At 62.2% G+C, this 17,049-nt stretch carries 14 protein-coding genes and 1 tRNA gene; 11 read left to right on the top strand and 4 right to left on the bottom strand.

All coding sequences use genetic code 11. From position 1 onward, the window contains the following. Position 1: 1 nt before the first annotated feature. Positions 2-1,024, bottom strand: coding sequence for a fatty acid desaturase (locus PQ457_RS07000; RefSeq protein ID WP_273619015.1), 1,023 nt, complete (start codon positions 1,022-1,024; stop codon positions 2-4). A gap of 279 nt (positions 1,025-1,303) precedes the next feature. Here PQ457_RS07000 and PQ457_RS06995 point away from each other — a divergent pair, with 279 nt between their 5' ends. Together PQ457_RS06995 and PQ457_RS06990 are read left to right on the top strand one after the other, a co-directional pair. Beyond that, the gene (locus tag PQ457_RS06995; RefSeq protein ID WP_273619014.1) at positions 1,304-3,409 is read left to right on the top strand and encodes a sodium-translocating pyrophosphatase; all 2,106 of its coding nucleotides are present in this window, start codon (positions 1,304-1,306) and stop codon (positions 3,407-3,409) included. 128 nt (positions 3,410-3,537) lie between these two features. Further along, entirely contained in the window at positions 3,538-4,743 is a 1,206-nt protein-coding gene (locus PQ457_RS06990) for a GNAT family N-acetyltransferase (protein ID WP_273619013.1), read from the top strand. Between the two features lie 213 nt (positions 4,744-4,956). Here the strand turns inward: PQ457_RS06990 and uvrC are convergent, their stop codons facing one another. Continuing rightward, on the bottom strand, positions 4,957-6,894 hold the full coding sequence (gene uvrC / locus PQ457_RS06985) for an excinuclease ABC subunit UvrC (RefSeq protein WP_273619012.1): 1,938 nt from the start codon (positions 6,892-6,894) through the stop codon (positions 4,957-4,959). 75 nt (positions 6,895-6,969) lie between these two features. Continuing rightward, positions 6,970-9,591 carry a TonB-dependent receptor gene (locus tag PQ457_RS06980; RefSeq protein ID WP_273619011.1) on the bottom strand — a complete coding sequence of 874 codons (2,622 nt, stop codon included), beginning with the start codon at positions 9,589-9,591 and terminating at the stop codon, positions 6,970-6,972. A 239-nt stretch (positions 9,592-9,830) separates the two neighbouring features. Between PQ457_RS06980 and infA the strand changes: the two genes are divergently transcribed. The 7 genes from infA to PQ457_RS06945 all read left to right on the top strand — a co-directional run bounded on the left by infA (position 9,831) and on the right by PQ457_RS06945 (position 14,248). Then, positions 9,831-10,076 (top strand): translation initiation factor IF-1, encoded by a 246-nt coding sequence (gene infA / locus PQ457_RS06975; protein ID WP_273619010.1) that lies wholly within the window; start codon positions 9,831-9,833, stop codon positions 10,074-10,076. 21 nt (positions 10,077-10,097) lie between these two features. Continuing rightward, on the top strand, positions 10,098-10,694 hold the full coding sequence (locus tag PQ457_RS06970) for a Maf family protein (RefSeq protein WP_273619009.1): 597 nt from the start codon (positions 10,098-10,100) through the stop codon (positions 10,692-10,694). A gap of 6 nt (positions 10,695-10,700) precedes the next feature. Beyond that, positions 10,701-11,657 carry a ribonuclease E/G gene (locus PQ457_RS06965; RefSeq protein WP_273619008.1) on the top strand — a complete coding sequence of 319 codons (957 nt, stop codon included), beginning with the start codon at positions 10,701-10,703 and terminating at the stop codon, positions 11,655-11,657. Further along, on the top strand, positions 11,555-11,815 hold the full coding sequence (gene yacG, locus PQ457_RS22225; protein ID WP_420540970.1) for a DNA gyrase inhibitor YacG: 261 nt from the start codon (positions 11,555-11,557) through the stop codon (positions 11,813-11,815). The genes PQ457_RS06965 and yacG overlap by 103 nt, the downstream gene beginning before the upstream one ends. Before the next feature lie 117 nt (positions 11,816-11,932). Beyond that, positions 11,933-12,008, top strand: a tRNA-Phe gene (locus tag PQ457_RS06955). Between the two features lie 136 nt (positions 12,009-12,144). Next, positions 12,145-13,425 carry a tyrosine-type recombinase/integrase gene (locus PQ457_RS06950; protein WP_273619006.1) on the top strand — a complete coding sequence of 427 codons (1,281 nt, stop codon included), beginning with the start codon at positions 12,145-12,147 and terminating at the stop codon, positions 13,423-13,425. Positions 13,426-13,444: 19 nt separating this feature from the next. Then, the gene (locus tag PQ457_RS06945; protein WP_273619005.1) at positions 13,445-14,248 is read left to right on the top strand and encodes a LexA family transcriptional regulator; all 804 of its coding nucleotides are present in this window, start codon (positions 13,445-13,447) and stop codon (positions 14,246-14,248) included. A 207-nt stretch (positions 14,249-14,455) separates the two neighbouring features. On the opposite strand, the gene PQ457_RS06940 is transcribed toward PQ457_RS06945, so the two are convergent. After that, positions 14,456-15,262 carry a DNA adenine methylase gene (locus tag PQ457_RS06940; protein WP_273619004.1) on the bottom strand — a complete coding sequence of 269 codons (807 nt, stop codon included), beginning with the start codon at positions 15,260-15,262 and terminating at the stop codon, positions 14,456-14,458. A gap of 305 nt (positions 15,263-15,567) precedes the next feature. Between PQ457_RS06940 and PQ457_RS06935 the strand changes: the two genes are divergently transcribed. Beyond that, the gene (locus PQ457_RS06935; RefSeq protein WP_273619003.1) at positions 15,568-15,912 is read left to right on the top strand and encodes a hypothetical protein; all 345 of its coding nucleotides are present in this window, start codon (positions 15,568-15,570) and stop codon (positions 15,910-15,912) included. Continuing rightward, complete coding sequence (locus tag PQ457_RS06930; protein ID WP_273619002.1) at positions 15,909-16,427, top strand: helix-turn-helix domain-containing protein; 519 nt, start codon at positions 15,909-15,911, stop codon at positions 16,425-16,427. The genes PQ457_RS06935 and PQ457_RS06930 overlap by 4 nt, the downstream gene beginning before the upstream one ends. Positions 16,428-17,049 lie beyond the last annotated feature (622 nt).

Below are 17,049 nucleotides of genomic sequence, written 5' to 3'. Positions count from 1 at the left end.
TTCAGCTCCCCTTCACCGCAGGCGCGCCGACAGGCGGCAGAGGCGAGACATCCACGCCCCGCGCCTCGAGAATATGGCGCATCGCGTAATAGGCATGTTTGGTGCGATGGTTCGGGATGCCCGGATACATGTGGTGGATGATGTGATACTGCATCCCCATCGACAGCACATGGCCCAGCCTGCTCTTGAACAGATTGGTGTTTTCATAGCGCCCGGTCTTGCCCTCGCGCGGGTGATGCGGCGCCCAGCTCAGGTAAAAGCGGATATAGGACAGGCCGATATGGCGCGGCAGCCACCAGAGCAGAGCCGCCTCGATCGCATAGCCGCTCCACGCCATGGTGAAGAGCACGGCCATGAAGAACAATTGCAGCAGCATGGTTTCCTTGAGCGCCCGCTTGGCCTCGGGCGTTCCCATTTCGGAGAGGATGCGCTTGTAGTGATGGATCGAGCCATCGACGCCGGGCTGGCGGTTGTACCATGTCTTATAGATCGCCATCCACCAATTGGGCGCCTCGTCGGTGTAATCGGGGTCCTTGAGCGGATCATTGCAATGGTAGTGATGCTCCAAATGCATGATGCGCGCCATCGAGAACGGGAACACGATAGGGATCGTCGAAACCGCGCCCACCGCCTCGTTAAGCCAGCGCAGCTTTTCGCCCTTGCGCGCGATGTTTGAATGCATCGCCTCGTGGCTGGTCACATAGCCGCCCGTGGCGATGATGCAGGAGATCAGGCAGGCCAGCGGAAGGTTAACATACCCCATGATCGCCAGCGGGAAAAACGAGACCCACAGCGCAAAGCAGCCAAAGGCCGCCACCGCATAGGGCCACATCCGCCCGCCGTGAAACCGGCGCGCGATCTCGATCTCTTCCTTGCGCAGATCGCGGCGCGTGTGCCGGTCGAGCCCGTCGTCGCGGCCCAGCGGAATGGCCCGCGCCCCGCCCGCATCCAGCGCGGGCTCATAAAGTGCAGGTTCGGCAGGCGCCTTGATCGCGTCCTGAACGAGCTTTGGATCTTCCAGCATGTATCATGCCCCGTCTGATGCATTTCGGACCCGACTCAAACTTTGGTGAATCGGTTGATAACCATTTGTAAACCATGATGCGCCTTGGAAAAATCCCTAACAGAATCTTAATGGACAATCTGTCCCATTCCGGGCCCGCGCGGATCAAATCGCTCTTGCGCTGACTTTTCAGCCCCCTATACCTGTGCAAGCGATGGGCACTGTTTGATCGAACAAGAACAGGCCCGGACAGGAACTGCCGGATTTTCCCGACAGGACCGAAAAGCAGAGGGGATAGCTATGAACCTGGTGCTGATCGCCATGGGCCTGGGGGCCTTGGCCGTTGTTTACGGTTACATCACAAGCAGACAAGTTTTGGGTGCGAGCGCGGGCTCGCCCCGGATGCAGGAAATTGCCGCCGCCATTCAGGAAGGCGCGCAGGCCTATCTCAAGCGGCAATATACCACGATTGCGGTTGTCGGCATTGTGGCGGCGATCATCATCGCGCTGGCGCTGGGCAAGATCGCAGCGCTCGGCTTTGTGCTGGGCGCGGTTTTGTCGGGCGCGGCGGGGTTTATCGGCATGAATGTGTCGGTGCGTTCCAACGTGCGCACGGCTGCGGCGGCTCAGCAAGGGTTGCAGGCGGGCCTGACGCTGGCCTTCCGCGCGGGCGCGATCACGGGGATGCTGGTGGCGGGGCTGGCGCTGCTGGCGATTGCCGGGTTCTTCTGGCATCTGACCTCGACCGGCAGCTTCGGCCATGGCCTTGCACCCAATGACCGGACCGTGGTGACTGGGCTGACGGCGCTGGCGCTGGGGGCCTCGCTGGTGTCGATCTTTGCGCGCCTTGGCGGCGGCATTTTCACCAAGGCGGCCGATGTCGGCGCGGATCTGGTGGGCAAGGTCGAGGCGGGCATCCCGGAGGACGACCCGCGCAACCCCGCCGTCATCGCCGACAATGTGGGCGACAATGTGGGCGATTGCGCCGGTATGGCCGCCGACCTGTTCGAGACCTATGTGGTGACCGTTGGCGCAACCATGGTGCTGACCGCGCTGCTGGTCAAAGGCGCGGGCAATCTGATGGCGCTGATGAGCCTGCCGTTGCTGATCGGCGGGGTCTGCATCGTGACCTCGATCATCGGCACCTATTTCGTGCGGCTGGGCGCGGGCAACAATATCATGGGGGCGATGTACAAGGGCTTCCTTGTCACCGCGATCCTGTCGATCCCGGCCATCGGCTGGGCGATTCATACGGCGGTGGGCGATTTCTCAACGCCTATCGACGCGGCCGGTCTGACCGGCGGAGCCTTGTTCCATTGCTCGCTGCTGGGTCTGGTGATCACCGGCCTCATCATCTGGATCACCGAATATTACACCGGCACCTCCTATCGCCCGGTCAAGTCCATCGCCAAGGCATCCGTGACCGGCCATGGCACCAATGTCATCCAGGGCCTTGCCATCAGCCTTGAGGCGACCGCTCTGCCCACGCTGGTGATCGTGGCGGGGATCATTCTTGCGCATCAATGGGCCGGGCTGATCGGCATTGCCTATGCGGCAACGGCCATGCTGGCGCTGGCGGGCATGGTGGTGGCGCTCGACGCCTATGGCCCGGTGACGGACAATGCGGGCGGCATTGCCGAAATGGCCGATATGGAGGCCTCGGTGCGCGAAAGGACCGATGCGCTCGATGCCGTCGGCAATACGACCAAGGCGGTCACCAAAGGCTATGCGATCGGCTCGGCGGGGCTGGCCGCGCTGGTGCTGTTTGCGGCCTATACCACCGATCTGCGCGAATTTTTCCCGCATCTGACCGTCAATTTCAGCCTTGAAAATCCCTATGTCATCGTCGGGCTGCTGCTCGGCGCGCTGCTGCCCTATCTGTTCGGCGCGATGGGCATGACGGCGGTGGGCCGCGCAGCGGGCGATGTCGTGGTCGATGTGCGCGAACAGTTCCAGAGCAACCCCGGCATCATGGCGGGCACATCGCGCCCCGATTATGCCCGCACGGTCGATCTGGTCACGCGCGCGGCGATCAAGGAGATGATCATTCCCAGCCTCTTGCCGGTGCTGGCGCCGGTGGTGGTCTATTATGTCATCACGCTGGTGGCGGGCCAGGATAATGGTTTTGCCGCATTGGGCGCCTTGCTGCTGGGGGTGATCGTAGGGGGGCTGTTCGTGGCGCTCTCGATGACCAGCGGCGGCGGCGCATGGGACAATGCCAAGAAGTATATCGAGGACGGCCATCACGGCGGCAAGGGCAGCGAGGCCCACAAGGCCGCCGTGACGGGCGACACCGTGGGCGATCCGTATAAGGACACGGCGGGCCCGGCGGTCAATCCGATGATCAAGATCACCAATATTGTCGCGCTGCTGCTGCTGGCGGCGCTGGCGGGGCATATGGGCTGATCGCTTTTGGACGCTCCGTCGGGCCATCCGGCCGGGCGGGGCGTTCAAAAATCTCCCGCTTATTCATACTTCCTTTCCGCCTTTCTCCTTAACCTTGGGCGCATATTTTCCGCGCTCAAGAGGTGACTGTGGCGAGCCAGCCCAATACCATCCGCGCCGAGCCTGTTGTCGCGCCCACGCGCCTGCCGCCCGGACCCAATCCCACGCCGCGCATGCCGCACAAACCCGCGCCTGCGGGCGAAATCCGCTGTGTGGACTGGCGCGAGATGCAGGATATGGGCGCGGTTCTGGCATGGGATGCTTTGGCCATGTGGGCCAGCGAGCCGAACCCGTTCTTTGAAAGCTGGTATCTGTTACCGGCATTGCGCGGGCTGGCCCCGGATGGACGGGTGCGAATATTGCGCTTTGAGATGGGCGGCGATCTGGCCGGAATCATGCCGATTGTGCGCCAGAGCCGCTATTACACCCGCCCCATCCCGCATTGGGCAAGCTGGGCGCATCCCAATGGCTTCCTTGGCGCGCCGCTGGTGGCGCGGGGGCTGGAAAGGTCGTTCTGGCGGGCGCTGCTGGGCTGGGCCGATGCGCAAGGCGGGCTGGGCCTATTTCTTCATCTGGCCGAATTGCCGCTGTCGGGCGCGCTGGCCGATGCCTTGCGCGATGTGTTGAACGATCAGGGGCGCAATGCAGCACTCGTCGGGCGCAGGCAGCATGTGATGCTGCAGAGCGACCTTTCGCCCGAAGCCTATTTTGAAGCCACGGTTTCAGGCAAAAAGCGCAAGGAATACCGGCGGCAGGCCAACCGCTTGGGCGAACTGGGCGCGCTGGAATTTGTCCGCCATGAGGACGAGGATGACCTGTCGGCATGGTGCGAGGATTTCCTGAAGCTGGAGGCCGCAGGGTGGAAGGGCGAGGCCGGATCGGCGCTGGCGTGCCTGCCCGCCACCACGGCGCTTTGGCGAGAGGCGCTGCATGGCGCGGCGGCGCGCGGGCGGCTCGAACGGCTGTCGATGAGGCTGGACGGGCGGCCCATCGCGATGCTGGCCACCTTTATCACCAAACCAGGCGCTTTCATGTTCAAGACCGCCTATGATGAAAGTTTAAGCGCCTATTCGCCCGGCGTGCTGTTGCAGCGCGAGAATCTGGCGATGCTGGATATGCCGGGGCTGGGCTGGATCGACAGTTGCGCCGATGAAACGCATCCGATGATCACCCATCTGTGGCGCGAACGCAGGCCGGTGGGGCGCGTCTCGATCGAGATCGGCGGGGCGGTTCGGCGGGGGCTGTTTGGCGTGATGGCGCGGCGGGAATTGGGGGGCGCCGGTTTTGGGATTTAAGAAGGGTTCAGATGCGGGGGTCTAGACCCTCGCGCTCCCGTTACTGTCGGCGTTGCACCAAGGGGGCGGCGTTTTGTGTCGGACGCGGCCTCGGAATTTTGAAAGCCTGCGGCGCAATATGCCAGCGCCGCAGAAACCCCACACCATTAACGGGATTGCAAAGGGACAAGTCCCTTTGCCCGCCGGAGGCCCCCTTCATAATACCCCCACACATCACCCCCCCGGATGATAGAAATCATACACCGTCCGCGCCACCGCCTCTGACACACCGGGCGCGCGCATGAGGTCATCGAGAGCCGCAGCCCGCACGCGACTGGCCGTGCCGAAATGCAGCAGCAAAGCCCGCTTGCGCGCAGGCCCGATGCCGGGGATTTCGTCCAGCGGGCTGGCCGTGATCGCCCGGCTGCGCTTTTCGCGGTGGGCGCCGATGACGAAGCGGTGGACCTCGTCGCGCATGCGTTGCAGGTGGAACAGGACGGGCGAATTGACGGGCAGCATTTTCTCGCGCCCATCGGGAAAATGGAACACTTCGCGCCCGTCGCGGCCATGGTGCGGCCCCTTGGCGATGGCGACCAGCGGCACGTCTTCGACGCCCAGTTCCTCAAGCGCCGCCTTGACCGCGCTCATCTGCCCCTTGCCGCCGTCGATCAGCACGCAGTCGGGCCACTGGCCTTTATCGCGGTCGGGGTCCTCCTCCATCGCGCGGCCAAAGCGGCGGGTCATCACCTCGCGCATCATGGCAAAGTCATCGTTGGTCTGGGCCTCGCGGATGTTCCATTTGCGGTACTGGTTTTTGATGAACCCTTCCGGCCCCGCGCAGATCATCGCGCCCAGCGCATGGGTGCCCTGAATATGGCTGTTGTCGTAAACCTCGATCCGCTGCGGCTCGTCCAGTTCGAGGAAATCGGCCATTTCGCGCCAGACTTTTGCCTTGCTGCCGCTCTCGGCCATCCGGCGGTCGAGCGCTTCGGCGGCATTGCGCGTCGCCTGCTCGACCAGTTTTTTCCGGTCGCCGCGTTGGGGGATGCTGATCTCGACCTTGCCGCCGGCCGCCTCTTTTAACGCCTCGGCCAACAAATCGGCCTCGGGCAAGGCGCGGTCGAGCAGGATGACGCGCGGCGGCGGCACTTCCTCATAGAATTGCGCCATGAAGCTTTGCAGCACCTCGCCCATCTCCATACCTTCGGTGCGGGCGGGGAAAAAGGCGCGATGGCCCCAATTCTGGCCACCACGGATGAAGAAGGCCTGAATTGCGATCTGCCCGGCCTTTTCGGCGCAGGCGAAGATGTCGGCATTGGGCAGGCCCTCGGCATGGATCGCCTGCGAACCTTGGATAAAGGTGGCCGCGCGCAGACGGTCGCGCAGCATGGCGGCGCGCTCGAAATCGAGATCCTCGGCCGCGGCGCTCATCTGCGCCTCGATCTCGCGCTGAACCGCATTGCTCTTGCCGCCCAGGAAGTCCTTGGCCTGACGCACCAGTTCGCCATAATCCTCCTTGCTGATCCGGTCGACGCAAGGCGCGCTGCACCGCTTGATCTGATAGAGCAGGCAGGGCCGGTCGCGGCGGGCAAAGAAGGAATCGGTGCAGCTTCGCAGCAGGAACAACTTCTGCAAGGCGTTGATCGTGGTGTTGACCGATCCGGCGCTGGCAAAGGGGCCGTAATAGTTGCCCTCGGCCCGGCGCGCGCCGCGATGCTTCATAATCCGCGCAAAATCATGATCGGAACGCAGCAGAATAAAAGGAAAACTTTTATCATCGCGCAGCAGCACATTATAAGGCGGACGAAATCGCTTGATCAACTGCGCTTCCAGCAACAGCGCCTCGGCCTCGCTGTTGGTGGTCACGATGGTCATGCTGCGCGTCTGCGACACCATGCGTTGCAGGCGCAGAGGCAGACGGTCCACCTGCGTATAATTGGCCACGCGATTGCGCAGCGCCCGCGCCTTGCCGACATAGAGCACATCGCCGCGGGCATCCTGCATCCGGTACACGCCGGGCCGCACCGGCAAGGTCGCCAGCACCTCGCGGATCGCCGCCACGCCCGCATCCAGATCGGGCCGCTCGCCCCCGCCCCGGATCAGGCTTACCGCCTTGTCCTCATTAAACCGGTCCGCCGCGCGGTCGGGCGGATTGTTCGCATCATCAACCATTCCGCCCAGATAGGCGCCATCACGCAAAAAGGGGAGAGGCGGCGCGCACCTCTCCCCCGGCTTTTGCAATGTTCATCAGAACATCTTGCGGAATTCCACCTCGATGACCCGCCCCTGCGCGTCCATATAAAGCGGCTGATAGGACAGCGGGGTGTTGCCATTGCTGTCGGTCACGCGCTGGCGCTGGTTGAAGATGTTCTTGGCCCCGATGCTGAAACGCGCATCCTTGAAGAAGGGCGTTTCCTTCACCAGCCGCTTCTGCTGCCCCAGATCGAAGAACAGGCGGGTGTTCAACTTGAAGAGCGAGCCAAAGCGCAGATCGGTCGAACCGGGCGCGCCGCTGCCGTTGACATGGGTGGGCGCGGTCCATGTGCCGTTCATGCGCAGGCCGATGCCCTTGAAGAAGAAGCCGCCCTCGCCCTCCAGCGAATGGCGCGCCGTCCCCCCGCCCGACAGCGCATCGCCGCCGAGGAGATCAAGCGAAGGCCCGCTGGCCGCGACCTGAACGCGGTTGACGAAATAGACGGTGTGATAAAGCGAGAGGTTCCAGCGCCCTTCATAGCGCGCCCCGCGCCCGCCGCCCGGAGGGCCGCCAGGGCCGCCGCGCCCCGGAGGGGGGCCGCCCATGCCGCCGCCCGGAGGCGGACCGCCCGGACCGCCGGCCCCGCCCGGACGCCCACCGCCCGGCGGTGGGCCGCCGCCGAACATGCCCGTAGGCCCGCGCCCCTGCGACCGGATCGGTTTGCCCAGATTGCCGCCGATGTTGAAGCCCCAGCGGATATGCTCGTCATTCGTTTCGGCCAGAGTGATCGCGCGCCGGTCGATCTGGGTAATGGCCCCCGTGGTGGGGTCGCGCGTTACGCGCCCCGGATAGGCCGCCTCGATCGCCGTGGTCAGCGTGGTGGGAAAGGCGGTCGTGACATTGTTCGACCGGTTGTTGAAATATTCCACCACCAGATTGGACGCGCCCTTAAGGATCGGCGGGGTCCAGTTCATGCCCAGCTTGATGTCATTGCGATGTTCGCGCACCAGCGCCGGATTGCCCCCGGTGATGACCGTGGCCAGCACGGTCTGGCTCTTCACAAAATCATAGACCGACACATTATAGGTGGCCACCAGCGGCGAGCCGAGGTTCGAGAGCGAAGGCGCGGCTTCATCATAAAGATAGCTGGCCTGAAAACCCAGCTTGTCGGTGACATTCCACGTCAGGCCCGCGCTCCAATCGACCAGTTCGCCAAAATCGGACAGGTGATCGGCCGAGGCGGACAGGTTGAGCGTGATATCCCCCAGCGCCTCGCCAACATGCTCGCGGCGGCTGGTCAGGGGAATGCCCAGATTGACGCCCAGCGAGGCATCGCCCCGCTTGAGGTTCGAGGCAGCGCTCAACAGGCTGTTGCTGCTGGCGGCCAGCGCGGTGTAATTGAAGCCGCCCTTGACCGTCACGGCCACTTTGCCCGCAGGCAGGGCGACAGGACGCCCGCTCAGCGTGACCAGCGTGGTAACCGTGTCGGTCTTGCTTCTGGCGGTGGTAAATCCGCCGCTGGGCGCGATGCCGCTGGCCAGAGCGGCGGCCAGCAGTGCATTGTCGGTGACGCGATTGGCCGTGGTGGTGGTGGCGTCAATGTGGCTGATGTCGGTGGTGGCCGACAGGTTCCAGTCGAGCAGGCGCTTGTTCAAGCCCGCCCCGGCCGAATAGGTATCGGTCAACGTGCGCCGCGTCAGCGCCCCGTCAAAGGTGCGCAGCATATCGGTGCCGGGCGAATAGGTGTTCAGACCCGCCAGCCCCGTCACGTCCGCGCGCGAGGCCAGTGCGTTGAACGTCATATTACCGCCCAGACCATCCTTGCCGATGGGCGCGGTATAGGTGCCGTTGAGCGAATAGTCCTTGGTATTGGAAACGACGGTGCGGTTCGCCGCCGGGCTGGGGTCGGTCGAAACAGAAGGCACAGTGCCCGCCGCCTGAAGTATTTTGGCCTGCGCCTCGGTGACCGGATTGGTGCGGTCGGCCTTGGCGGTCAGGTTCATCCGCCGCCCCTTGTCGATTTTCAGCACCGAGGCCATGCCTTTAAGCGTATTGGCGCCGATGCTGTCGGACAGGGCCAGTTCGGCCTCGACCGTGCGGGCCTGATAGTGGTCTTTCAGGATGATGTTCACCACCCGTTGATCTGCGCTGTAGCCATAGCGCAGCGCGACCTCTTCGGGCAGAACCTCGACCCGGCGGATCGATTCCGGCGGGTAATTCATCATTTCGCGGAAATTGGTGATGCGCTGACCGTTGACCAGAATGACCGGGCCGGAAGCCCCCCGCCCGCGCCCGCTGCCCGTTTGCGGCGAGATGGCGGTGATCAGATCGTCCACCGTGGTTGCGCCATAGGCGGCAATATCTTCCTCGTCGAACACCGCCACGGGGGGCTGGGGCGCCTCGACCTGCCCCTTGATGCGGTCGGCCACAACCACGATCTCGCGCCCGCGGGCCACCGGCACGGCGCTGCTCTTGCTCTCGGCGGCGGCATCGTCGGATGCGCCCTCGGCGGCGGCTTCGGCCACCGGCGCATCGGCGGCCAGCGGCGCGGCCTCTGCGGCAACAGGCGCCGATTGGGTTTGGGCCGATACCGCCCCGCCGGACGCCATCACCCAAACCAGCGACACCGGCACAAAGGCAAACCGGGGGGTGAAATTGCGGGCAAACTTGCGCAAAACGGATACTCCCTGAGACAGAACCTTATGATTGGTATGACTGTCAGGGCTATGCGGATGCCGTTTGGACCGTCTGTTCGCAAGCGCGGCAAGGTAACATATTGTCGCATCCGCGCTACATTTTCGGGCCTTACCGGCACATCTGGATATAGACCAAGCGAGTTTGGCTTTCCTTTTGCCGTATCTGCGTCTATGGCGCGCGCCAATCTCCCCTCTTATTAGAGAACCGAAGTTTACGGATGGCGAAAGAAGAACTGCTCGAAATGCGCGGCCAGGTGGTCGAACTGCTGCCCAACGCGATGTTCCGCGTGCGGCTGGAGAACGATCACGAGATCCTCGGCCACACCGCAGGCAAGATGCGCAAGAACCGCATCCGCGTGCTGGTGGGCGACGAGGTGCTGGTCGAGCTGACCCCCTATGACCTGACCAAGGGTCGTATCACCTATCGCTTCATGCCCGGTCGCGGCGGCCCCGGCGCTTATTAAGCGCCCGGCTGGACCCCAGCGATGGCTATGACCGATCAGGCCGGCAAACCGCTTCTGGTGCTGGCCTCGTCCTCGCCCCGGCGGCGGGACCTGTTGGCGCGTCTGGGCATTGTGCCTGACCGTATCGCCAGCCCCGACATTGACGAAACGCCGCTTAAAGGCGAATTGCCGCGTGCCTATGCCCGCCGCCTTGCGGTGGAAAAGGCACGCGCCGTCGACCGTGCGCCGGGCGAGATCGTGATCGCGGGCGACACATCGGTGGCGCTGGGGCGGCGGGTTTTGCCCCCGGCCGATACGGTGGAATTGCAGCGCGAAATGTTGCGCGCGATTTCCGGGCGGCGGCAGATGTGCATCTCCTCGGTCTGCGTGATCGACACGGCGGGGCGCGAGCGCGTCAAGCAGGTCGAGACGCTGGTGATCTTCAAGAACCTGACCGATCAGGAAATCGAGGCCTATATCGCCAGCGGCGAAGGGCTGGGCAAGGCGGGCGGCTATGCCATCCAGGGCCGGGCCGAAGCGTTGATCCGGCGTCTGTCGGGCAGCCATTCGGGCGTGATCGGCCTGCCTTTGTATGAAACGCGGGCGCTGCTGCGCGCCGCCTCCTATCCTCTGGATTAAGCGCCGATGTGGTTGATCGAGCAAGGCATCGGCGAGGATCGCGCGGTGCTGCTCGATGGCTCGGAAGTGGTGGCCGCCAAGATCGACTGGCCCGGACGCGCCGCACCGGGGCAGGTTGAGGACGCGATCCTGATCCGCCGTGCCGCAGGATCGCGCCGAGGCATATTGCGCCTGAAGAGTGGCGAAGAGGCATTGGTTGACCGTCTGCCGCGCGAGGCGAGCGAGGGCGCGCCGATCCGCGTAGAGATCCTGCGCAGCGCCATGGCCGAAACCGGCCGCTATAAATTGGCCCAGTCGCGCCCGTGTGATGCGCCGCTGCGCCCTGCCCCACGCCTTGCCGATATCCTGCCCGATGCGCGCGTGGTGCGCCAATTCCCCGCCGGTGTGTGGGAGGATGTGTGGGGCGAGGCATGGAGCGGCGCGGTCGCCTTTTCCGGCGGAGCGCTGGTGCTGTCGCCCACGCCCGCGATGACGGTGATCGATGTTGATGGCGCCCTGCCCGCTGCCGCGCTGGCCGTGGCGGCGGCCGAGGCGGTGGCGGCCACGATCCAGCGGATGGATCTGGGCGGCTCGATCGGCATCGACTTCCCCACGGTGGAGGCCAAGGCCGAGCGGCAAGCGGTGGACGCCGTGCTGGCGCAGGGTCTGCAAGACTGGGCCCATGAGCGCACGGCGATGAACGGCTTTGGCTTTGTCCAGATTGTGGCGCGGATGGAGCGTCCTTCCCTGCTGGCGCGGCTGACCCATGCGCGGGCGGGCGCGGCGGCGCGCCTGTTGCTGCGCCGGGCCGAAAGGGTTGCGGAGGCAGGGACGCTGCTGCTGCGCGGGCATCCGTCTGTGCTGGCGGCCATCACGCCCGCATGGCGCGAGGAACTGGCCCGGCGCAGCGGGCGGCGGCTGGAGTTTCAAGAGGATGCGGGTCTTGCGCTGGACGGAGGATTCGCGCAGGCGGTGGCATCATGACCCAACAAACACGCAAATGTCCGGTCTGCGGCAAGCCCCGCAGCGAATCACATAAGCCCTTTTGCTCAACCCGTTGCCGCGATCGCGACCTGATGCAGTGGCTCTCGGATGGCTATGCCCTGCCCGGAAGCCCAGCAAATGGGGAGGATGACAAATAAGTTTCATGGAATGTGTTTTTTTGGCTTGCCAAGAGTGATCCGGTTAGCCATAGGCCCCTCCACCGGCGGCGAGGCGATGACAACATCCTCTCCTAAACGGTGAAAAAAATTGGTAATGCCTGGGTAGCTCAGTTGGTAGAGCACGTGACTGAAAATCACGGTGTCGGCGGTTCGATCCCGTCCCCAGGCACCATCTCCTCTTGCCACGCAAGATCAGATGGCGCCAAACCTCCTTGCAAATCGCTGTTTTTACTCTCAATGGTTGTGCCATTCGGTTGCACACTGTGCCATATCATTCCCTGACTTCAGGGGGTATGCGCGGGGGTATATTGGCCGAGGGTTGGGGGTATCCGATTCTTACCGATGCGAAATGTCGTGCGGCCAAGGCAGCGGAGAAGCCGTACAAGCTGAGCGATGCCTTCAGCCTCTATCTGTATGTCGCAGTTTCCGGCCATCGCTCATGGCGCTGGAAGTACCGAATTGGTGGCCGGGAAAAGGTGCTGACGATCGGACCTTACCCGGACGTTTCGCTATCGCAAGCCAGAACGATTCGGGACGAAGCGGCGAAAGCGCTGACCAACGGCTTCGACCCTTCCCGAATCAAGAAGCAACAGGCTGCGGACACCTTCAAGGCCATCGCCCAGCTTTGGCATCGCAAGCGCAAGGACCTGGTGTCGGAAAATCATGCCGACCGGGTCATGCGCAGTCTGGAAAACGACGTCTTTCCGGTCATCGGGCACCTGCCGATCGTCAAAATCGCCCCGGCACACATTCTTCAGGTGCTCAACCCGATCGAGGAACGCCGGGCCTTCGATCAGGCGCACCGCATCCGGCAGCGAATGTCGGATATTTTCGTCTTCGCGATCGCTTCCGGATTGGCGGAAACAGATCCGGCCGGATTGATGCGCAACGCCCTGCGGCCCATTCCGAAGGGCAACTACCCTGCCCTCAGCAAGATCGAGGAAGCGCGCGAGCTATTGTTGGCCGACGCGAATATGGCGGGCTGGCCTCAAACCAAGTTGGCATCACGGCTGATGGCCATCACGGCGGTGCGCTCGGAGGCATTGCGTCATGCCGAAGCCCACGAATTCGAAGATCTCGATGGCACAACACCGATCTGGCGCATTCCCGCAGCCAAGATGAAACTCGGGGTCCAGCAGCGCAAGCAGAAGGATTACGACTTTATCGTGCCGCTGCCTGTCCAGGCAGTGGAAATTGTCAAGCTGGCGATCCGGCTGACACGCGGCTCCTTCCTTTTCCACAACACCCGCAGCGTTGCGACGCCCATCACCGACGCCACAATATCAAAACGCTATCGGGATTTGGGCTATTCCGGCAGACATGTGCCTCACGGGTGGCGATCCACCTTTTCCACCATCATGAACGAAAGGGCCGAAAGGATCTGGCGCGCGGCCGGTCATACCGATGCCTCGCCAGATCGCACCATCATCGATCTCATGCTGGCGCATCAGCAACCGGGGGTCGAACCGATCTACAACCGCGCAGCCTATATGGAACGCCGACGCGAATTGGCTCAGGAATGGGCCGATATGCTTTGCGCCGACCTTCCCACTCCTGCCGAACTGGTGACGCTCACTCTGCGCAGTTGAACGCCGCAGGAGGCCGCGCATGACGGCCTCGTTTGGCGACAAAGCCCTCTCGATCGTCGGCGCGCTTGGCGCAGCTCTTAATGCACGCGAAGCGGCCAACGGATCTTCGCCCCGCTCAGGCCAGCCGGTCTGGCGCAACAGCTATTATGAGGGCCAGCTCGAGGACCGGATCTGGCGACCTATTGGCATCGGTCGCCAACGCGGCACCCGCAAGGGCGCCTCGCGCCTTGCCGGCGCGATTCTGAAGGCTGCCCGCGCGCTGGATCGGCGCACCCGCATCCAACGGAAGGCCAAAACTCCCGGCGCGCGCAATGGCGCCCTGGGCGAGATCGGGATCGCCGTACTCGAAACCCTATATGGTCTGGTCGATTACGCGACCGGGCGGCTGGAGCCCGCGATCAACACCATCGCCGAACGGACCGGATACAGCTATTCAGCGGTCCACAATGCATTGGCGCGCTTGCGCGATCACGGCTTCCTGAAATGGATCCGGCGCAGCAGGAAGACCGACAACAAGGGGGAGGCAGGGCCGCAGGTGGTGCAGATCCCCAACGCCTATATCCTCACCATTCCGGTTGAATTTCAGGACTATGTGAACCGTCTCATCGGCGACGCGCATACACCTGACTGTGAGCAATGGCGGCGCGAACAAGCGGGCAAGGATCTCGAGGCGCTTATCGCGCAGGTCTCTGCCAGCCGGTTCCACCGCGACTTCTGGGCAGGGGATAAGCTCACCGGAGAGAGCTTTGCTTCGATTGCAGCGGCTCTCGATAGGCAGGAACGCGAATCCTCCAGAGCCGGAGAAACCGTGGGATCATACTGATCCAATGAGGAATTGGGCGATCTAAGATCGCCTCAATGCTTTTTTGGACGATAAAGCGCCACCCGATAGCTAGCCGATCAAGGACAGGGACCGCCGGACGCACCGGCGAACGGAGCCGCTTGCGCGGCTCCGGGGCTTCCCAGGGGGGAAGGGTGCGAGATCCGTGCCAGATCCGAACCGCAGTCCCAGCGGTGGGGTTTTGCTGGTTTATGGGGCAAAGTTGCTGATCAAAACCTCGCCGACACGCTTGGCTCCCGCCGCTCCGGCGATGGTATAGGTCGTCTCGATCGACTGGATCTGAAAGGCGGCGAAGCACTCGCGCACCTCCGGCCGATCATTGAGGCTCAACAGGAACTTGCCGCGCGCGTGACCAAGCTGGTCGGCCAGCCGGGCAAAATCCTCGCGGCGGAAGACGTCGGCGCCATAATCGGCCTCGCAGGCCCAATAGGGCGGATCGAGATAGAAGAGCATGCCTGCGCGGTCATATCGATCGATGAAGCGGTCGAAGGGCAGTTGCTCAATCACCACCCCTGCCAGCCGCTCATGTATGTCGGCAAGCATGGGCTCCAGCTTGGAGATGTTGAAACGTCCGCTGGTCTGATGGCTTACCCCAAAGGTCCGCCCGCTGACCTTGCCCCCGAATGCCAGCCGCTGGAGATACAGGAACCGCGCTGCGCGCTGGAGGTCCGTCAGGCGATCAGGCGGCAACGCGCAAAGGCGGTCGAATTCTGCCCGCCCGGCAACGCGCCAGCGCAGCATATCAATGAAATAGGGGTAATGCTCCTGAAGGACGCGAAAGAACGTGGCAACGTCGCCGCTGATATCATTGATGACCTCGACCTTCGGCCGAGCGGCGCGGCGCAGGAAGATCCCGCCCATGCCCACGAATGGCTCCGCATAGGCGTTGTGGGGCGTGCGCTCGATCATGGCGCAGATACGCCGCGCAAGGTTGCGTTTGCCGCCCTGATAGCCGGCGGCAGGGGAAATTGGGGATACGTGGTTTAGGGTTTCCATGGGGATTGGTGTTCCAGAGAGCCCCCGTCTGCAATGCAGGCGCAGGGCGGGCTTTATCGTGGCGAGAATGGCACTCGTCGGTGGCCGGGTTGCAGCCCGGTTACCCCCGCTCCACGCGCGGGGAATCTTTTGAATCGGTTGTTGAAGGGCGCATTACCGCTGGCCAACGGACAAATCTGAAAAACGCTACAGAAGCTACCCGACCCAAAAAATGCCCTTATGGGGCCAAAGTCCTCACCAGAGCTTCCACATGCTTAACAAAACTAGTTAATGTTTGCTTGACTCAGATAAGGGAACCTATCATTATGATAGGCATTATGCAGTCAGGAACGAACTCCGTTGTCCAGTTATGCCTTCCCTTTGAGGGCGTGCAGGACCGCGTTCGAGCCGCCGCTGAAGCTGGCAGTGTCCTGTTTCTTGCTGAAGGTCGTCGAGCCATGAAGCGTGACGACATCAGCGATATTCTGGTCATTCGGGCGCTGAAGCGATGCGAACTGCAGGGACCATCTAGTCCGGGTAATTCAAAGGGAGAATTGCGATGTATTGTGAATTTCAACCTCAAAGGCTTCAACCCAGGCGGAATCATTCAAATTACTGTTAGTGAAGGGAGGTTATTCGTCGAGGATATCCGATGGGATCACAAGCCATGATCAAGGAACTATTTTGCGTTCGCGGAAGCGGATACGCTGGCCAACCTCGTCTTTACGACACTTGCGGTCTAGAAAATATTTGGCTGGTCGACGGTTTTCACGTCATTCGGAGGAATGGTGAGGAGGTGCTTCAGATTGAAGACCCTGAAGGCCTGCACAAGGCAATTGCGCTTCATCTCGTTCGTTTTCGTAAGTCGCTGACTGGCCGAGAAATCAAATTTATTCGTCGAGCTATCGATCTGACTCAGGGCGAATTGGCTCACCAACTTGGCACCGGAGTGCAAACCGTCGCTCGGTGGGAAAAGGATAAGGTATGTATTCCTGGTCCAGAAGATCGGTTGCTTAGGATCATCACCCTTTTAGCTACCAGTGATGCAGAAAATTTCGCAAAGCTCATTCTTGAGATGCCTACGAATTTGGAAGATCTCGATGAGGGGCCGGACAGGCCTGTTCGCTTTACCCATGATCATGATCATGACCATCGGTGGGTTGAAGCAGAGCGGGAGGCTGCTTGATGAATAAAGGGGCCCAGACTGGTAATCTGGACCCCTTCGATTTTCCTGCTCAGAACCACGGCCCCTGTGTAGGTGCGCGATCCAAAGCTCGGCTTAGCAGCTTGTGCATTAGCACAAAGAGTTTCCGGACGCAAAGATCATCGGGCCGCCATCATTGGAGGCTTTCATGTCGCCACCTCCCCGTGGGAAGCGGTGGGTGTGTCGCCCGTGGAAGACCCTGCCTGATGGAACGCGTGTTTATGCTCGCCAATATGGCAAGCGTGCGTTCTGCTGGCTGGTCGACGACGAGTAACACCTATTCCCCGGCTGCAGAATTATCTGCAGCCGGGGCCCTTGCGGCGGCAATTGAAGGCCTCATAAATCCTTGGAGGTTCTTATGAAAATTGGACGTGATGCGGGTACGGGCAGATTCATTACTGTAAAAAAAGCACAACAGAATAAAAAAGGCGCGGTAGTCGAAACGATAAAGCGATCCAAACCGGCAAAGCCACCTACTAAGAAAAAGTGATTTTGGGCGCCCCTCCAATACGTGGAGCGGCGCCCAACGCATTCAAAACCATTCCACCTCGGGGATATAGCAATGCAAAAAGAAGATCACGCCCTGATTATGTACTCTTGTTTT

Source organism: Novosphingobium humi (assembly GCF_028607105.1).
In the GTDB taxonomy this organism is placed as follows: Bacteria; Pseudomonadota; Alphaproteobacteria; order Sphingomonadales; family Sphingomonadaceae; genus Novosphingobium; species Novosphingobium humi.
Note: the sequence above shows the minus strand (reverse complement) of the source record. Positions and strands in the feature narration are given on the sequence as shown.